Source organism: Streptomyces sp. enrichment culture (genome assembly GCF_964273255.1).
Lineage (GTDB): Bacteria > Actinomycetota > Actinomycetes > Streptomycetales > Streptomycetaceae > Streptomyces.
Genome location: NZ_OZ186835.1, coordinates 1130324 through 1145438 on the forward strand (window position 1 = coordinate 1130324; position 15115 = coordinate 1145438).

Consider the following 15115-nt stretch of genomic DNA (forward strand, 5'->3'; position numbering starts at 1 on the left):
GGCCGGAGCCGCGCGGCCCGGGACCGGGGGCCGCCCGACGCACCGGACGTCCGCGGAGCCCCGGGGCGCCACGGCTCCCCGGCCGCCCCGAACGCCCCGCGATGCCACGGGCGGACGGCCCGCGCGGTGGGCCCCGCCGCGCACCGGGGTTCTCACTCCGCGTTCTCCGCCATCGCCCGCAGGCGCGGACGGTCCAGTTTTCCGTTCGGCATGGCGGGGAGGCCGGTCACCGCGCGGAACCGGCCCGGGACCATGTAGTCCGGCAGCAGGTCCGCGAGGTCCGCGCGCAGGGAGGCGAGGGCGGACGGGCCCAGCCCCGGTTCCAGCACGACGAAGGCGACCAGCGACTTCTCGATGCCGTCCTCGCCCCGCACCGCCACCGCGCACGAGGAGACCCCCGGCAGATCACCCAGCACCCGTTCCACCTCGGGGATCTCGAGCCGGAAGCCGCGGATCTTCACCTGGTCGTCGGCCCGGCCGAGGTAGTCCAGCAAGCCGTCGGGCCGCCGCCGGGCCAGGTCTCCGGTGCGGTACATGCGGCTCCCCCGGTGCCCCGGCTCGGGGAGGAAGCGGTCCGCCGTCAGGTCCGGGCGGTTCCAGTAGCCGTACGCGACCTGCACTCCCCCGACGTGGATGTCGCCGATGCCGCCGGGCGGCACCTCCTCGCCCATCGGGTCGAGGACGTACACCCGGTTGCCGGGCACCGGCAGACCGATCGGCGGCAGGGCGGGCCAGCCGTCCGGGTCGCCCTCCAGGGAGTGCCAGGTGACCACGTGGGCCTCCGAGGGCCCGTACTGGTTGATCAGGCGGCAGCCCGGCAGTGCGGCCAGCAGGGCGCGCAGGGCCCGGGAGCACTGCAACTGCTCGCCGGCGGTGACGATCTCGCGCAGCGGCGGCGCGCCGGGCGCCCCCGGTTCGGCCACCAGGACCAGCGCCTGGAGCGCCACGTACGGGAGGAACAGCCGGTCCACCCGCTCGCGTGCCGCCGCCTCCCACAGGCGCAGCGGGTCCCGCCGTTCCTCGTCGCTCACGCACACCACGGTGCCGCCGACCGCGAGCGAGGCGAAGATCTCCTGGAACGCGACGTCGAAAGAGATCGCCGAGAACTGCAGGGTGCGGCTGCCGACGGACGCCTCGGAGGCACCGGTCTGCCACTCCACGATGTTGGCGAGCGCGCCGTGCGGCATGGCGATGCCCTTGGGGGCTCCGGTGGTGCCCGAGGTGTACAGGACATACGCCAGGTCCCCCGCGGCCGGCAGCTCGGGGAGCAGGGGCTGCCCGGCGGTTCCGGCGGCGCCCCGGGCCGGGGTCCGGGTGCGCGCGGCGGGATCCTCGTCGAGCAGCAGCACCGTGCGGTCCGCGGTGGCGAACCGCTCCGCCGTCTCCCGATGGCCGAGGACCACGCCCACCCGCGCGTCGTCGAGCATGTGCTCCAGCCTGGCCCGGGGGTAGCCGGAGTCCAGCGGCAGGAACGCCGCGCCCGAGCGCAGCACTCCGATCAGGGCGACGATCAGCTCGGTGGACCGCAGCGCGGCCAGCCCCACCACGTCCCCGGGCCCGATGCCCTCCGCCCGCAGGCGGGCGGCGACCGCGCCCGCCCGCAGCCACATGTCCCGGTAGGTGACGGTGGCGCCGTGTCCGGCGAGGGCGGGGGCGTCGGGGTGGCGGGCCACCGCGTCGGCCACCAGGTGCAGCACGCTCGGCGCGCCGCCGGCGCGGGTCCGCCCGGCGGCCGGCGCGGGTGCGGCGGGAAGTCGGATGTCGATGCTCATCGGCGGTGCGCCTCCTCCGTCATGCGGCCGGCGGCACCCAGCACGCCGTCCAGTATCCGGGCCACGCGGGTCAGTTCGGGATTGCGCATGATGCTGTAGTGGTCGCCGGGCACCCGGTGGACCACGATGTTCTCGGCGACCGCCCGCCAGCCCTCGACCGCCTCCGGGGACCGCTCCGCCTGCACCAGGTGCACCTCACCCGGGTAGCGGGGGCCGGTCGGCCGGTAGGCGGCGAGGCCGAGCATGTTGTCCCGGTAGATGCCGTACCGCCGCACCACCTCGTCGAGGTCCAGTCCGGCGGGCACCGCGTCGCCCCAGCCGTCCAGGACGTCGGCGAACAGGCGCCGTACGGTGAGCAGTTCGCTGCCCGGTGGGAGGGCCGGGACCGGCATGCCGAGGTCGGCGGTGAGGTCCCGCAGGAAGCTGTGCAGCAGGTAGGCGTGGGTGTCCGGGCTGTCGGGGTCGCCGTCGTACAGGAAGGAGTCGATGAGGACGACCGGTCCGGGATCCTGGCCCCGCGCGTGCAGCCGGCGCGCCATCTCGAAGGCGAGGGTGCCGCCCAGCGACCAGCCGCCCAGCAGGTACGGTCCCGGGTCGGCGGCCTCCAGTTCGGCCAGGTACGCGGCGGCGCGGGCCTCGTGCGAGGGTGCCTCCTGTCCTCCCTCGAAGGCGTAGACGGTGCGGTTGGTGAGCGCCGTGGCCAGGGAGGCGTAGCAGAAGACGCTGCCGCCCGCCGGGTGCACCAGGGCCAGCGCGGGCGCGGCGGTGCCGGACTGGATGCGGGCCAGGGCCCCGGGCCGCTCCTGGGCGCCCGCGCCCAGTGAGCCGATCCGCACCGCCAGATCGGCGATGGTGCGGTAGCGGAACAGGACGCTGACCGGCAGGTCCACACCGGTCGCGCGGCGCAGCCGGGACATCACCTGCACGGCGAGCAGCGAATGGCCGCCGAGCAGGAAGAAGTTGTCGTGCACGCCCACCGACGGCAGACCGAGGACGGAGCGCCAGATCCCGGCGAGGGTCTCCTCCAGCGGGGTGGACGGCTCGGTGTGCACGGGTGCGGCGCCGGGCCGCTCCGCGGCGGGGGCGGGCAGGGCGGCGCGGTCCACCCGGCCGTCGGGGGTGAGCGGGAACGCCTCGAGGACGACGTAGGAGGTGGGCAGCAGGACCTCGGGCAGCAGGCGCTGGCAGTGGGCGCGCAGCTCCTCGCACAGCCGGCCGGTCTCCTCGGAGCCGGGGCGGTGCGGACGGTGCGGGACGAGGTACGCCACCAGCACCAGGTTCCCGGTGTCGTCGAGGCGGGCGTCGACCCGGGCGTCGCCGACGCCCTCGTGGGTGAGGAGCACGGCCTCGATCTCGGCGCGCGGCACCCTGACCTGCTTGAGGTGGACCTGCTCGTCGCGGCGGCCGAGGATCTCCAGGGCGCCGTCCTCGCGGAAGCGCCCGAGGTCGCCGGTGTCAATCTCCGGGCCGCCGTCGGTGGCCGGCCCGGAGACGTGGACGCGGCCGGGCACGCCGACGGGCACCGGGTTGCCGTGGTCGTCGAGCACCCGGACGCGGCGTCCGGCCAGCGGGCGGCCCGCGATGTCGTGGCCGGCCGGCACGTCACCGGCGCAGCGGCGGCCGGCGATCTCACCGGCCGCGGGGCTGGTGTAACGGGTGTGCAGCTCCGTGGCCGGCAGGGCCGCCAGGCAGCGCCGTTCCAGGGTGAGCGGCAGGGGTTCGCCGGAGCAGACGATCCGCCGGGGGGCCCGTACGGCGGCGCCGTCCTCGATCGCGGCGACGAACTGGTGCAGCAGGCCCGGGCGGATGCGCAGTTCGGTGATCGCGCCGGCCCCGGGCGCGTCGGTGGCGAGCGCGTCGAGCACGGCACGCACGTCGGCGCCCGCGTCGAGGACCTCCTCGGCGCGGACCGCCGGCTCCACGGCGTCCGTCGCGGGGGCGGCCAGCCGGGCGAGTTCGGCCAGGTCGGCCTCGTCGAGCAGGGGGATCTCCCCGAGCGGCCGGTCGGGTTCGGCGAGCGCCCGGGTCAGCAGGCGTCCGAACGTCCGGCTCATGCGGTGCATCACGGCGGAGTCGAAGAGTTCCGCGTTGTACACCCAGGAGCCGCCGAGGCGCCGTTCGTGCGCGTACAGGTTCAGTTCGAGGTCGAAGCGGACGATGCCGCTGTCGAACGGCACGAGGTCCGCACCGAGGTGCGGCAGGCGTACCCGTTCGTCGCCCGCGGTCTGGTAGTTGAACAGCACCTGGAAGACGGGACTGACGGTGGGGTTGCGGTCCGGCTGGAAGTCGATGACGAGCTTCTCGAAGGGCATGTCCTGGTGGGCGAAGGCGCCGAGCACGGCGTCCTTGGCGCGCCCCACGGCCTCCCGCAGCGTGGGCGCCCCGGTCAGGTCGGACCGGACCACCAGGGTGTTGACGAAGAAGCCGATCAGCCCCTCCAGCTCCTGGTGGCTCTGTCCGGCGACCGGTACGCCCAGAAGGACGTCCTCCTGGCCGCTGTAGCGCCCCATCAGGGCGGAGAAGCAGGTGAGCAGGACGGTGAACGGGGTGGTCCGCTCCCGCAGGGCGAAGTCGTGGACGGCGCGCGCCAGGTCCTCGGAGAACTCGAACTCCTCGTTGCCGCCGTTGACCCGGTGGCCGGTGGGCCTGGCACGGTCCATCGGCAGCTGGAGGATGCCCGGGGCGCCGCTGAGCCGTTCGCGCCAGTACGCGGTGAGTTCCTTCTCGCGCTCGCCGGTGAGGCGGCCGCGCTGCCAGATCGCGTAGTCGATGTACTGCTGCGGCAGCTCGGGCAGCGAGGCGGCCCGGCCTCCGGTGAACTCGTGGTAGTAGGCGTCGAGTTCACGGAAGAGGGTGCCCACCGACCAGCCGTCGCAGACGATGTGGTGCACGCAGAGCGCGATCAGGTGCTCGTCGGCGGAGACCCGGACGGTCATGACGCGCAGGAGGGGACCGGTCGCGAGGTCGAAGGGCTGCCCCGACCACTGCCTGACGCAGTCCTCGGCGGCCGCCGCGGGATCGCCTGCGGTGGAGACGTCGACCGCCTCGACCGCCGGTTCGAAAGGCGGCTGCACCTGCTGGACCGGCATGCCGTCGGGTGCGGGGAACACGGTCCTGAGCACCTCGTGGCGCCGCACGACCCGGGCGAGGGCGCGGGCCAGCGCCCGGCCGTCGGGGGCCGTGGGGGTGCGCAGCACGATGGGGATGTTGTACGCGCAGCTGCCGGGGACGAGCCGGTCGAGGATCCACAGCCGCCGCTGGGCGAAGGAGACGGGTCCCGTCCGGGTCTCCTCGTCGCGGCCGCGCTCGGCGAGCAGCCTGGCCAGCCGGCGCCGCTTGTCTTCCAGGGCATCGGTCGATATCTGGTCGGTCACGGGCCTACCCGTCTTCCTCGTCGCCGTCGGGCCAATGGGTGGGGCGCTCTGGAGCAGCGCGGTGATGCGTGGGGAAGCACGAGGTCCGGCCGACGGGGGGGTTGGTGCGGCCGGACCTCGTGCGGTCGGAGGGGCCGGTCGGAGGGCCGGGTCCTAGGCGGCCTGCAGTTCCGCCGGGACCTCGTCCTTGATGCCGTGCACCGAGCCGGCCACCAGCCAGCCGATGGCGGCCCAGGCGAGCACCGCGGCCAGGGCGAACGCCGCGGCGTTCCCCCACACGGAGGCCGCGGCGGCGCCGAGGACGGGGCCGAGCGCGTTGGCACCCCAGACCAGCGGGAGGGAGACGCCGCCGACCCGGCCCATGAGGTGCAGCGGGGTGGCCTTCTGCACCATGGTCATGATGCCGACGTTGGCGATCGGCGTGGTGAGGGAGGCGAGGAACTGCGAGAGTCCCACCACCACGACGCCCGCCGTGCCCTTGCCGGCCGGCACCATCAGGAGCACGGCGAGACCGAGCAGGGCGTGCGTGACGATCAGCGTCCGTCCCATGCCCAGGTGGTGCAGGGCCTTGCGGGAGAAGATCGCGCCGATGACAAAGGCGGCCCCGCCCGCGCTCATGACGAACCCGAGCTGTGCGGGGCTGAAGCCCAGGTCGTCGTAGGCGTACACGACCAGCATGGCCATGGTCATGGAGACGGCCAGGTTGCCGAAGAAGCCCATCAGGGTCAGGTTCCGCAGCAGCCGGTTGCCGACCAGCGTGGTGAAGCCGTGCCTGAGGTCGGTGACGGCCGCGCCGACGCCCTTGCCGTTGGGCTGCGGGGCGGGCTCCGGCTTGCGGATGGCCCAGATCGTGAAGGTCGACACCACGTACGACAGGGCGTCGACGGCCACGGCCTTGGCCGCGCCGAGCGCGCCGACGAGCACGCCGCCGATGCTGCGGCCGAAGACCGCGGCGAGCGAACGGCTCATCTGTGTCTTGGCGTTGGCCTCGGCCAGGTCCTCGCGCTCGATCAGCGCCGGGAAGTGCGCCTGGTAGGCGAGCTGGAAGACCACGTCGAGGGCGCCCTTGACCACGGCCACCACGTACAGGTGCGCCATGCTCACCGAGCCCAGGACCGCGACCAGCGGCAGCGATCCGAGGGCGACGGCACGGCCGAGGTTGGCGACGATCATCAGGGGCCGGCGCCGCATCCGGTCGGTGAGCACGCCGACCGCGGGGCCGAGGACCACGAAGGGGATCCACTGCAGGGCGATCAGCAGACCGACGGACCCGGCGGACGCGCCGAATGCGAGGACTGCCATGGAGGGCAGCGCGATCAGGGAGACCTCGCTGCCCAGCAGGCTCACGGACTCGCCGGTCCACAGCTTCATGAAGTCGCTGTTGCGGGTGAGCCCGGGCCTGCGCGGGGCTTCGGCCGCCCTTCCAGGCTGCTCCTGGGTGGTCATCAGGTAGTACCTCTCTGCGGTGAGGGGACGGGGGTCGGGGTGGTGCGGGGGACCGGGGGCGGCAGCGGTCCGTGGGCGGCCGTGTCGTGCTCGGTCGGTCGGTCTGTCGGTCTGTCGGTCTGCCGGTCTGCCGGTTCGCCGGTCTGCCGGTCTGTCGGTTCGCCGGTCTGCCGGTCGGCGTGGCCGGGTCCGGTCAGCGGGACTCGGCCGCGGCGAGGCGGCGTCGCAGGCTCAGCGGGCGCATGTCGGTCCACACCTCCGCTATGTGGGCCAGGCAGGCGTCCTTCGGGCCGGAGAACCCGGTCGCGGTCCAGCCGAGCGGGACGGCGCGGCCCTCGGCCCAGATCGAGTACTGCTCCTCGTGGTTGACCACGACCAGGTAGGTGCGGCCATCGTCGTTGCTCATGGGTGTCAGCTCCTTGTCGTCCGGGTCACCGGGCCGGTCGGCCGGGGTCAGGGGAAGGAAATGCGCTCGCCGATGCCGTGCTCCAGGGCACGCCGGTATACGAGGGCGGCGGCGACCGCGTCCTGCACGGGCAGGCCGAGGGTCTCGAAGACGGTGGTCGAGGTGGCGTCGAGGCGGCCGGACCGGGTGCCGGCCAGCACCTCGCCGATCTCGGCGGCGACGGCGTCCTCGGTGAGGGCCCCCTCCGCGATCGGCAGCAGGATGTCCCCGGCCTCCCGCAGCGCCGCTTCGCGGTTGTCGACGATCAGCCGTGCGGAGGCGACCGTCTCGGTCGGCAGCTCACGGCAGCCGGGGCCGAACGCGCCGATCGCGTTGATGTGGACGCCGCGGCCGACGGGCAGCTCCGCCGCGTCGAACACCGGCTCGTCGCCGGCCACGGACGTGGCGGTGCACAGGACGTCGCAGCCGGTCAGGGCCTGCGCGGTGGAGTCGCACACCTCGGCGCGCGGGTAGAACCCCTCGGCCCAGCGGGCCAGTTCCTCGGCGGTGGCGCGGGTGCGGCTGTGGATGCGCACCCGGTCCCACTCGCGTATCCGGGACAGCGCCTCCAGATGGCCGCGCGCCTGCACACCGGCGCCGATGACGGTGAGTTCACGGGCGTCGGCACGGGCCAGCGCGCGGGTGGCCACCGCGGTGACCGCCGCGGTACGGATCTCGGTGAGGGCTCCGGCGTCCACCAGGGCGAGCGGCTGCCCGTGGACCGCGTCGACCAGGATGACCAGGCCCTGGACGCTGGGCAGTTCCCGCTCGACGGCGCGCGGGAACATGCTGAGCATCTTCAGGCCGAGCACCGGCTCCTCGGCGGGGCCGCCGACGGCGGGCATGAGCAGCACCATGCCGCCGTGACCGGGCGGCTCGACGGTCACCCGCGGGTGCTCGTAGAGCTCGCGCCGGGACGCCCTGACCATGGTGTCCTCCATGGCGGGGATCGCGTCGTCGTAGGTGAGCAGCTTGCGTACCGCGGCTGCGTCGATCACATGCAGGTGTCCCACCGGCTTCTCCTCGGATGGCGGTGTCGGGTGGTGGTGACCGGTCACGGGCTAAAGCGCCCGAGGGGGTACTCGGTGCTGCCGTCGAGGGCGAGGCCGGCGAGGGCGCTGCCGAAGACGGGGACGAACTTGAAGGCCCACCCGGCCGCGTGGACGAGCACCCGGTCGCGGCCCCCGCCGGGCGGCAGCGCACCGAGGTAGAACTGGCGCTCGTGGTCCCGGGGCAGGGCGATCAGGCACGACCCCGGCTGCACGGGCTCCGGGTCGAGCATCGGCAGGTGCCGGGCGACGAAGTCCGCGGTGCGGCGCAGCTGGTGCGGGTCGGGCCCGGGGCGCGACGCGGGCGGTTCGGTGGCGGGGTCGCTCTCGAAGTCCGGTGCGACGCGCACCAGTCGGCCGGGGCTCCAGGGGTTGACGCCGAATCCGTAGAACAGGTTGGAGTCGGTGTCCGTGGGGGTCTGGAAGGCGAACCAGGTGGGCAGGTCACGGGCCGGGTCGCGCAGCCGGAAGTACGCCGTGGCCATCTCGTACACCTCGACGTCGAGACGGACGCCGAGCGGGCCGGTCAGCTCGTTGGTCCAGGGGCCGGCGGTGACGACGACCTTGCCGGCGGTGATGCGGGCGTCGTCGGTGACGACCTCGACGCGCTCCGGGTGCGGCTCCAGGGCGAGGACACGCCGGCCGGTGTGGATCCTCGCCCCTGCCGAGCGGGCGAGGTGGGCCAGGGACCACAGGGTGCCGCGGACGTCGACCACGCCGCCGTCCGGCTGGTGGAAGCCCTCGTAGTGGGCCGGCAGTCCGGTGAAGCCGAAGCGCTCCTCGATGGCGGCCGCGGTGAGCCACTCGTAGGGCAGGCCGGCGTCGTCGAGGACCTGGGCCGCGGCGGCTATCTGACCCTCGTTGGTGGACTCCTTGGTCTCGCCGAACCACAGGCTGCCGGTGTGGTGCACCAGCCGTCGGCCGCACGCCTCCTCGATGCCGCGCCACAGGGGCAGGGCGCGCACCGTCAGTTCGGTGAGGTCGCGCTGGCTGTACTGGACGCGCCACTGGCGTTCGGCGCCGGCGCTGCTGCCGGTGTTCTCCGGCCCGTCGGTGCTCTCCAGGACGAGGACCGAGGCGCCGCGGCGCGCGGCGTACCAGGCGGTGCTGAGTCCGACGGCGCCGCCGCCGACCACGACCAGGTCGTAGGAGGGGTGCGGGGTGCGGGGTGCGGTCATGCGGTCCTCCCGAGAGGGGTCCGCCCGCGTCGCCACGACCGGCTGATCGCGCGCTCCAGCAAGTCCATCAGCTGGGCGGCCTGGTCGTCGTCGATGCCGGGCTGGCAGGGGATGTTGATCATTTCCCGGAACCAGCGGCGCTCGGCCACGGGGCACTCGCCCTCGCGGTGACCGTGGGCCCGCCACTCCGGCATGAGGTGCAGGGGGAAGTAGCGCAGCGGCAGTTGCGCGCCGGCCTCGTCCATGGCGCTCAGCACCGCGTCCCGGTCGATCAGTCCGGGATCCACGAACGCGGTGAACAGGTGGTACGGGTGGTCGGTGCCCTCCGGCACCGGCGGCACGTACACGCCGGGGACGCCGGCGAGGCGCTCGGTGTACTGCCGGGCCAGCTCCCGGCGCCTGGCCTGCAGTTCGGGCAGCCTGCCGAGCTGCACGAACCCGACCGCGGCGGCCGGCTCGGCGAGCGTCCCGTTGATGCCCGTTCCCCGGAGCATCAGGCAGTCGGCGGTGTAGGAGCCGGCCGGGAACATGGCTCCGGGGGGCGGGCGCCGGGTGGCGGCGAAGGTGTGCCGGGAGGGCACGTAGACGGCGTCGACCGCGTTGTCCCGCAGGGCGGCCGCCCGCGCGGCGTGGTCGTCGTCGCGCACGACAAGCATGCCGCCCTCGCCCAGCGTGGTGATGTTCTTGGACGAGTGGAAGCTGAAGATCCCGAAGTGCCCGAACGAGCCGAGCGGGCGGCCGTGCAGCGAGCCGCCGATGGCGTGCGCCGCGTCCTCGACGACCGTCAGGCCGTACCGGTCGGCCAGCGCCATGATGCGCGGCATGTCAGCGGCCCGGCCGCCGTAGTGGACCAGGACGACGGCCCGGGTGCGCGCGGTGATCAACTCCTCGATGCGCGAGGCGTCGATGTTGAGCGAGTCGGGCTCCACGTCGCAGAAGCGGACCCGTACGCCGTAGTCCAGCAGCGGCTGCACGGTGGCGAGATAGGTCTGGGGGGTGGCGATGACCTCGTCGCCGGGGCGCAGGTCGAGCAGGTGGAAGGCCAGCCGGAGGGCGGTGGTCCCGCTGGTGACCGACAGCGCGTGCGTGGCGCCGAGGTGGTCGCGGAACGCTTCCTCGAAGCGCTCCCGCCAGACGCCCCCGGAGAGGGGGCTGCCGGACCGCAACAGTTCTTCGATCACGGCCAGCTCGTCGTCGCCGAGGATGCTCCCCCGGGTCGGTCTGGTGTGGGAGCCGAGCGGAACGACTGCGGATGGTGCTCTTTCCATGATTCCCCGCATCGTCTGATGGACCTGTGTCGACCTCTGGACCGGCGACACAACACAATGGCAACCACTAAACAAACACGCTACACGAGAGACTTCAAGCAAAGCACCGAAATCTAGAAAGTCTCCAGTGTGGTTCCGTTGTCTCTCCAGAGGCCGCTGCGACCCTGCGGGCAGTGTGGTTCACCCTGAGGAGAGGACGCCGCCTTGACGACCTGCCCGATGCACGAGAGTCCCCCGGCCTACCCGTTCGGCAACCGCCCGTCGGTGCTCGACGCCCCCCTGGAACTGCGCGGTCTGCGCGAACGGCCCGTCGTCCGGGTCACCCTGCCCAGCGGGGACCCCGGATGGGTCGTCACGCGGTACGAGGACATCCGCGTCCTGCTCTCCGACCCGCGGCTGCACCGCGACCGCACCAGCGAGGACCTGCCGCGGATCACCAAGGACAACTCGATGTTCCAGGATCCGAACGTGAGCCTGGACCCGCCGGAGCACCCGCGGATGCGCCGGCTGGTCACCAAGGCCCTGAGCGCCGCCCGGGTCGAGAAGATGCGGCCGCATGTGCAGGCGCTGGTCGACGAGTTGCTCGACGCGATGGAGGCCGCCGGGCCCACCGCCGATCTCGCCGAGGCGCTGGCCTTCCCGCTCGGCATCCGCACCCTGTGCGGACTGCTGGGGGTCCCGCCGGAGGACCAGAAGGACTTCCGGCTGTGGACCGACGCCTATCTGTCGGTCAACCGCTACACCGCGGAGGAGGTCGCCCGGTACCGCGGTGAACTGTTCGGCTACATCCAGCGTCTGGTCGCGGCCAAGCGCGAGCAGCCGGGGGACGACCTGATCAGCTCCCTCATCGCGGTCCGGGACGAGGACGAGAGCCGGCTCAGCGAGTACGAACTCCTGTACTGGGTGCAGGGGCTGCTGATGGGCGGGTACGAGTCCACCGCCAACCACCTGTCCGCCGCCGTCGTCACCCTGCTCGCGCACCCGGAGGAACTGGCGAAGGTGCGCCGGGACCCCTCGCTGGTGCCGGCGGCGGTGGAGGAACTCCTGCGCTACCAGGTGCTCTTCTCGCAGCTGGCCGCCGTCCGGTACACCTCCGCCGAGATCGAGGTGGGCGGGACGACGATCCCGGCGGGCTCCGCCGTCTTCCTCGCCCTGGAGTCCGCCAACCGTGACGAGGAGGTCTTCAAGGAGCCCGAGGCGCTGCGGGTGGAGCGCGACGACAACAAGCACCTGTCGTTCAGCGCCGGCCCGCACTTCTGCGCCGGCTCGGCGCTGGCCCGGATGGAGCTCCAGACGGCGATCGGCACCCTGCTCCGGCGCTACCCGGACCTGCGGCTGACGGTCCCGGCGCACGAGCTGACCCGTCACACCGGAGTGCTCGTGGAGGGGTTCACCGAGGTACCGGTCACCTGGTGACCCACCCGCCCCGCCCGGCCCGTGGCCCATGGGAACACCCCCGTGGGCCACGGGCTTCCGTGTGTCTCCGCCCGGGTGACCCGTCCACGTGCCCCGCCCACGTGACCCGGCCGGGGCGCGGAACAGGGGGCGCGGAACAGGGGCGGCCCGCACGACACCACGTCGTGCGGGCCGCCCCCCGTCCCTCACCGCGGTCAGGCCGCCAGACCGGTGGCCTCTCCCGCGGCCTCGGCCACGAGCCGGAGCAGCTGACCCGGCGTCTGCGCCTCATGGACGGCCTCGTCCCCCAGGCTGAACCCGTACTCGCGCTCCAGCGCGCCGACGGTCTCCAGAACCGCGATCGAGTCGTACCCCAGCTCGCTGAAGGTCACGTCCGCGATGTCCCCGTCCAGGTCGACTCCGTCCCCCGCCCCCGCTGCGGTGCGCAGGGCGCGGACGACGGCCTGAAGGGTGATGGACTCCTGTACTGCCATGGCATTTCCTCCGGTGAGTTGTGGCAACTGGCCCCTCCGGCGCGGAGGGAGGTTCACTGGGACGGGGTGCGGCGGGCGGTCGGGGCGCGCAGCACCATCGCGGAGTTGAAGCCGCCGTGTCCCCGGGCCAGGACGAGCGCGGTGCGGGTGGGCACGGCGCGCGGCCGGCCGGTGACGAGGTCGATGCGGTGGGCGGGGTCGGGCAGGGCCACGTTGACGGTCGGCGGGATCACGCCGTCCCGGAAACCGAGCAGCGCGGCGGCCAGGTCGAGCGGCCCGCCGCCCGAGTACAGCCGCCCGGTCATCGTCTTGGGCGCCGTGACCGGGACGCCGTGGGGTCCGAAGACCGCGCACAGCGCCGCGGCCTCGGCGGCGTCCTTGTCGGGAAGGCCGGCCGCGTCGGCGTACACCACGTCGATGTCACCGGGCGTGCACCCGGCATCGGCGAGTGCCCCCAGGATCGCCGCCCGCAGGGCGGGCCCGCGGGAGCTGCCGGGGGGTGGATCGAACGTGGCGGCGTGTCCGGCGACCGACCCGTAGGGGCGTGCTCCCCGGGCGCGCGCCGACTCCTCCGGTTCGAGGACGAGGATGGCCCCGCCCTCTCCCGCCACGTAGCCGTTCGCGGTGTCGGCGAAGGGGGTGTAGGCGCGGGCCGGGTCCTGCGAGGTGCTGAGCAGCCCGGTGGCGATCTGCGCGGTCCACCCCCAGGGGCACAGCGCCGAGTCCACGCCCCCGGTGACCATCAGGCGGGCCCCGCCGCGCAGTTGCCTGCGGGCGTGCGCCACCGCGTCGAGTCCGCCGGCCTGGTCGGCGACGAGCACCCCGCTCGGCCCGCGCATCCCGTTGCGGATGGAGATCTGACCGGTGTTGACGGCGTAGAACCAGGCGAAGGACTGGTACGCGCTGACGTACTCGTTGCCCTTGCTCCACAGGTTCTCCAGCTCGCGCTGGCCGAACTCGAACCCTCCGGAGGCGCTCGCGGTGACCACGCCCGCCTCCAGGGTGTGCAGTTCCCCGGGGCCCGCCCCCGCGTCGAGGACCGCCAGGTCCGCTGCGGTCAGGGCGAGCCGGGTCATGTGGTCGGTCTGCGGCAGCAGGCGGTCGGGCAGGTGTGCCGCCGGGTCGAAGCCGGTGATCTCGCCGGCCAGCCGGGAGGGGTACTGAGCGGGGTCGAAGCGGGTGAGGCGGCGGATGCCGCTCTCGCCGCGCAGGGTCGCCGCCCAGTACTCCTCGGTGCCCAGGCCGTTGGGGGCCACCACGCCGAGACCGGTGACGACCGTCGTGCCTGCGGTTCCGCTCACGGGGCGAGTCCCCCCTTCTCGGTGCCGTTGCCGGTCAGGACCACGGCGCTCTGGAACCCTCCGAAACCGCTTCCGGTGCTGAGCACCGAGCGGACCGGCGTCTCCCGCGCGGTCAGCGGCACGTGGTCCAGGTCGCAGCTCGGGTCGGGGTCGTGCAGGTTGGCCGTGGGCGGTACCAGGCCGTGCCGCATGGCCAGCAGACAGGCGGCCACCTCCAGGGAACCGATCGCGCCCAGTGAGTGGCCGATCATCGACTTGATCGAGCTGACCGGTGTGGTCCGTGCGTGCGCGCCGAGGCTGGCCTTGATGGCGGCCGTCTCGTGCAGGTCGTTCTGCTTGGTCCCCGATCCGTGCGCGTTGACGTAGTCGAGGTCCCCGGGTGCGACCCGGGCCTGGGCGAGTGCCGCGGTGACGGCCTGGGCCAGTTCGGCGCCGTCCGGGCGCAGACCGGTCATGTGGTAGGCGTTGCTGCGGGTCGCGAAGCCGGCGACCTCGGCGTGGATGTGCGCGCCGCGGCGCATCGCGTGCTCCAGTTCCTCGAAGACGAAGACGGCCGCTCCCTCGCCGAGGACGAAGCCGTTGCGGCTCCGGTCGAACGGGCGAGAGGCGTGGGCCGGGTCGTCGTTGCGCGGCGAGGTCGCCCGGATCGCGTCGAAGCAGGCCACCGTGATGGGCGAGATCGGGGCGTCGGTGGCGCCGCCCACCACGACGTCCGCCGAGCCCTCCCGGATCAGCGCCGCGGCGTGACCGACGGCGTCCAGACCGGAGGTGCACCCGGTGGAGACGGTGCCGACCGGTCCCTCCGCGCCCACCCGCCACGCGACCTCGGCGGCGACCGAGCTGGGCACCAGGTAGTCGTAGAGGTGGGGCACGCCGTAGCGGTGGTCGGTGAGGGTCTGGCGGCCGCCGTCGCTGACGACGACGTACTCCTCCTCCAGGCTGGTGGTGCAGCCGACCGCGGTGCCGATGGACACGCCCGTGCGGTGCGGGGGCAGCTCCGCGAAGAGCAGACCGCTGTCGGCCACGGCTTCGTCCGCGGCGACGGCCGCGAACTGGGCGGAGCGGTCCATCCGCCGGATCTCCTGCGGGGTCAGGCCCGCCTCCTCCGGGTGGAAGTCGCACTCGGCGGCGATCCTCGACCGGTACCGGGAGGCGTCGAAGGAGCTGATCGCGCGGGTGGCGGTACGGCCGTTCGCCAGCACGTCCCAGTACGCCTTGGCGCCGATTCCGCCTGGGGCGACGACCCCCAGCCCCGTGATGACGACTCGTCGAGTCATCCGTACTCCTCCCGTTGTACCCGTCGTTGGTGCTTCGACGGTGGCACCGGGTCATGGAGCCGGACTGGAGAGAGGCTGCACGTCGTCGCCGCCCGCCGTCCTCCATGGGACGGCGA

General features: G+C 73.5%; 11 protein-coding genes. 1 reads left to right on the forward strand and 10 read right to left on the reverse strand.

All coding sequences use genetic code 11. The features are described from left to right. Positions 1-152 precede the first annotated feature (152 nt). The 7 genes from ACSU53_RS04920 to ACSU53_RS04950 form a co-directional block, all read right to left on the reverse strand. Positions 153-1772, reverse strand: a complete 1620-nt coding sequence (locus tag ACSU53_RS04920) for an amino acid adenylation domain-containing protein (protein WP_437024950.1) — start codon at positions 1770-1772, stop codon at positions 153-155. After that, a complete protein-coding gene (locus ACSU53_RS04925; RefSeq protein WP_437024952.1) occupies positions 1769-5146 on the reverse strand; it encodes a condensation domain-containing protein in 3378 nt (1125 codons plus the stop codon). The genes ACSU53_RS04920 and ACSU53_RS04925 overlap by 4 nt, the downstream gene beginning before the upstream one ends. Before the next feature lie 153 nt (positions 5147-5299). Beyond that, positions 5300-6592 (reverse strand): MFS transporter, encoded by a 1293-nt coding sequence (locus ACSU53_RS04930; RefSeq protein WP_362094900.1) that lies wholly within the window; start codon positions 6590-6592, stop codon positions 5300-5302. Between the two features lie 193 nt (positions 6593-6785). Beyond that, positions 6786-6998, reverse strand: coding sequence for an MbtH family protein (locus ACSU53_RS04935; protein ID WP_362094903.1), 213 nt, complete (start codon positions 6996-6998; stop codon positions 6786-6788). A 47-nt stretch (positions 6999-7045) separates the two neighbouring features. Continuing rightward, positions 7046-8050, reverse strand: a complete 1005-nt coding sequence (locus ACSU53_RS04940; RefSeq protein WP_437024955.1) for an ornithine cyclodeaminase family protein — start codon at positions 8048-8050, stop codon at positions 7046-7048. A gap of 41 nt (positions 8051-8091) precedes the next feature. Further along, on the reverse strand, positions 8092-9264 hold the full coding sequence (locus tag ACSU53_RS04945; protein ID WP_437024957.1) for an FAD-dependent oxidoreductase: 1173 nt from the start codon (positions 9262-9264) through the stop codon (positions 8092-8094). Further along, a complete protein-coding gene (locus tag ACSU53_RS04950) occupies positions 9261-10532 on the reverse strand; it encodes a DegT/DnrJ/EryC1/StrS family aminotransferase (protein ID WP_437024959.1) in 1272 nt (423 codons plus the stop codon). The genes ACSU53_RS04945 and ACSU53_RS04950 overlap by 4 nt, the downstream gene beginning before the upstream one ends. A gap of 204 nt (positions 10533-10736) precedes the next feature. Here ACSU53_RS04950 and ACSU53_RS04955 point away from each other — a divergent pair, with 204 nt between their 5' ends. Further along, entirely contained in the window at positions 10737-11948 is a 1212-nt protein-coding gene (locus tag ACSU53_RS04955) for a cytochrome P450 (RefSeq protein ID WP_437024961.1), read from the forward strand. Between the two features lie 194 nt (positions 11949-12142). Here ACSU53_RS04955 and ACSU53_RS04960 read toward each other — a convergent pair whose 3' ends face one another. From ACSU53_RS04960 to ACSU53_RS04970, 3 genes are read right to left on the reverse strand one after another with little or no spacing between them, the layout of a single operon-like run. Continuing rightward, positions 12143-12421, reverse strand: coding sequence for an acyl carrier protein (locus ACSU53_RS04960; protein ID WP_362094918.1), 279 nt, complete (start codon positions 12419-12421; stop codon positions 12143-12145). A 53-nt stretch (positions 12422-12474) separates the two neighbouring features. After that, positions 12475-13722, reverse strand: coding sequence for a ketosynthase chain-length factor (locus tag ACSU53_RS04965; RefSeq protein WP_437024963.1), 1248 nt, complete (start codon positions 13720-13722; stop codon positions 12475-12477). Continuing rightward, a complete protein-coding gene (locus tag ACSU53_RS04970) occupies positions 13719-14999 on the reverse strand; it encodes a beta-ketoacyl-[acyl-carrier-protein] synthase family protein (protein ID WP_362094924.1) in 1281 nt (426 codons plus the stop codon). Before ACSU53_RS04970 ends, ACSU53_RS04965 begins: the two co-directional genes overlap by 4 nt. Positions 15000-15115: the final 116 nt, after the last annotated feature.

Coding starts and splice junctions, on each gene's coding strand:
- ACSU53_RS04920 (WP_437024950.1), bottom strand. CDS start 1,772: ATGAGCATCGACATCCGACTTCCCGCCGCACCCGCGCCGGCCGCCGGG.
- ACSU53_RS04930 (WP_362094900.1), bottom strand. CDS start 6,592: ATGACCACCCAGGAGCAGCCTGGAAGGGCGGCCGAAGCCCCGCGCAGG.
- ACSU53_RS04935 (WP_362094903.1), bottom strand. CDS start 6,998: ATGAGCAACGACGATGGCCGCACCTACCTGGTCGTGGTCAACCACGAG.
- ACSU53_RS04945 (WP_437024957.1), bottom strand. CDS start 9,264: ATGACCGCACCCCGCACCCCGCACCCCTCCTACGACCTGGTCGTGGTC.
- ACSU53_RS04950 (WP_437024959.1), bottom strand. CDS start 10,532: ATGGAAAGAGCACCATCCGCAGTCGTTCCGCTCGGCTCCCACACCAGA.
- ACSU53_RS04960 (WP_362094918.1), bottom strand. CDS start 12,421: ATGGCAGTACAGGAGTCCATCACCCTTCAGGCCGTCGTCCGCGCCCTG.
- ACSU53_RS04970 (WP_362094924.1), bottom strand. CDS start 14,999: ATGACTCGACGAGTCGTCATCACGGGGCTGGGGGTCGTCGCCCCAGGC.